Source organism: Kitasatospora sp. NPDC101801 (assembly GCF_044766665.1).
Taxonomy (GTDB): Bacteria; Actinomycetota; Actinomycetes; order Streptomycetales; family Streptomycetaceae; genus Kitasatospora.
In genome coordinates this window covers 1-2,313 of the sequence record NZ_JBIWML010000091.1, presented here as the reverse complement: position 1 = coordinate 2,313, position 2,313 = coordinate 1, and the positions used below count along the sequence as shown (strand labels likewise).

Here is a 2,313-nt window from a genome sequence, read left to right as displayed (position 1 = left end):
GGGCTCGTGGTTGGGGTGGCCGCGCGGGTGGGGTCCGGGGTGGGGGTGGGGGGGGTGTGTGTGGGGGGGGGGGGGGGGGTGTGTGGGGGGGGGGGGGGGGGGGGGGGGGGGGGGGTGTGTGGGTGGGGGGGGGGGGGGGGGGGGGGGGGGGGTGTGGTGGGGGGGGGGGGGGGGGTGGGGGGGGGGGGTGGGGGGGGGGGGGGGGGGTGTGTGGGGGGGGGGGGGGGGGGGGGGGGGGGGGGGGGGCGGGGGTGGGGGGGGGGGGGGGGGGGGGGGGGGGGGTTTTTGGGGGGGGGGGGGGGCCCCCCCCCCCCGGCCCCGCGCCCCCCCCCCCACCGCTGCCTACGACCGCCAATCAGGCCAGACGTCGCTGGAGAGCCGCACCCGGGAGATCACCGCGAACCGCTCCAACACCCGAACCATCCCATAACGGGACAGCAAGGCTGTGGCAACGCACCCCCGATCCCGGGCCCCTCTACGCGGCGAGGTGAGCGCAGCGGGCGCGTTCGGCGTGCAGGAGTCCTTGCAGTTTGGGGGGTGACCACACGACCAGGCACAGCCCCACGGCGGCGACGGCGCGGGCGAGGAGTCCGGGGGTTCCGCGCAGGCGGCGCAGGGGGGCGATGTCGCCCGCGACGAGGGTGGCGAGGGCGTGCCCGGTTTCCGGCGGGTAGTACAGGGTGTCGAGCAGCAAGGTCATGCGTTCGGCCAGGGTGTCGGTGGGCATGGTGGCGGCGACGTCCGTGGCGTGTACGCCGGCCTGCTGGAGAGCGTCGCCGAGCAGGGCGTTCAGCTGCGCCTCGCAGCAGTACGCGGCATGGCCCGGGTGGGCGGTGGTGCGCAGGCGCCGGATGACGTCCGCGACCGCCTTGGCATCCTGGACGAGGACGACGAGGGTGAGGTCGATGTCCTCGTGGCCTCGCTCCAGCTGCCGCCGCGCCTCGCGGGCCAGGCAGCGGGCTTGGTGGGCGTAATCGGTGCCGGGGCGGGCGGCGGTGTGCCGTCGGGCATGGGGGGGCTCCGGTGACAGCGGGAACGGTGGCCTGCGGGCCACATGGTGAACCACCACGAGGCCCGGGGACGGCGCTTCGGGTGGGCTGTCACCGGAACGAATGCCCCTGGGGCCACCGTTCCCCGCAGGGCGGCCCGCTGGTGCGGGGCGGCGTGGGTGCTTGCCTTCGGCGGCCGCCCTGGGAACATCGGCTACGGATCGCCAGGAGGCCGCCGAGACCCGGCATTTCGGTCCTGGCCCCGAAGCCCCGGCTCCCTCCTCGGTCCGGGGCTTCGGCACGCCCGTCGCCTGGCCGGCCGGGGTGGTCTACCGGCGCAGCGCGGCGGGGTCGAGGTCGAGGGGGAGCGGCTCGGTGAGACCGGTGCTCTCGCCGACCTGGACCAGCCGGTCGGTGTAGGTGCCGCGCTCCAGGTGGCCGAGGTAGAGCCGGGGGGCGGGTTCGAGTTCGAGGCGCCAGTAGTGGCGGATGCCGGCCGCGGCGTACAGGGCCGGCTTCATCTTCTTGTCGGTGACGCGGGTGGAGGGCGAGGCGATCTCGACGGCCACCACGATGTCGTGCGCGCCCAGCGTGGTGCCGGCCGACGCGGCGGCGGCGATCACCAGGTCGGGGATCAGCAGCCCGTCGGGGACCACGACGTTGACGGCTTCCAGCACCTCGAAGGGCGCGCCGGAGGCGGTGATGGCGGCGTCCAGGAGGGCCCAGAGGCGGGAGCTGGCCCGCTGATGCGGGACGCCGGGATTCGGGCTCATCAGCAGCGCACCCCCGACCAGCTCAATCCGGTGGCAGGTGTCTTCGGGCAGGGCCAGGACGTCCTCGATGGTCCAGGACCCGCTGTGGTCAGCGGTCGCAACGGTGCTGTCGCGTTGTTGAGGGTGTGGGTGTCGGATGGTGCGTCAGGGTGTGCCGGGGTGGGCTGTCGGCGCTGGGTCAGGCTGCTGTGGTTGGGCCGGTGGCGCCGGTGATGTGGTTCCAGATCGCGAAGCGGATGGTCATCTCGGTGCGGTGTTCGGTGACGGTAAGGAGGTGGCGTCGTGGCCTGGAGTGGGGTGAGATGCCGCTGAACGCGGCCAGGGATCTCTGGGTGCCGCCGACGGAGCGGAAGCCCTTCATGGCGCGTTCGCGCTGCCGGGTGGGCTGGTGGCTGTTCTCGGCGCGGTTGTTCAGGCCCTTGTGCGAGCGGTGCTCCACCGAGGGCATCATCTGCTGGTGGGCGGCGCCGTAGGAGCGGAGCTCGTCGGTGACGATCACCCTGGGCACCGACCGGGTGGCCTTCATCAGCTTCCGGAAAAAGCGCCTGGCC

At 74.6% G+C, this 2,313-nt stretch carries 3 protein-coding genes; all 3 read right to left on the bottom strand.

Features of this window, described 5'->3' with window-relative positions; all coding sequences use genetic code 11:
- Nucleotides 1–475 precede the first annotated feature (475 nt).
- Complete coding sequence (locus ACIRPK_RS36795) at nt 476–1,054, bottom strand: hypothetical protein (RefSeq protein WP_403047293.1); 579 nt, start codon at nt 1,052–1,054, stop codon at nt 476–478.
- Nucleotides 1,055–1,318: 264 nt separating this feature from the next.
- The gene (locus ACIRPK_RS36790) at nt 1,319–1,819 is read right to left on the bottom strand and encodes a Uma2 family endonuclease (RefSeq protein WP_403047295.1); all 501 of its coding nucleotides are present in this window, start codon (nt 1,817–1,819) and stop codon (nt 1,319–1,321) included.
- Between the two features lie 121 nt (nt 1,820–1,940).
- Nucleotides 1,941–2,313 (bottom strand): DDE-type integrase/transposase/recombinase (locus tag ACIRPK_RS36785; protein WP_403047290.1); only part of this gene is annotated, 373 nt, incomplete at its 5' end.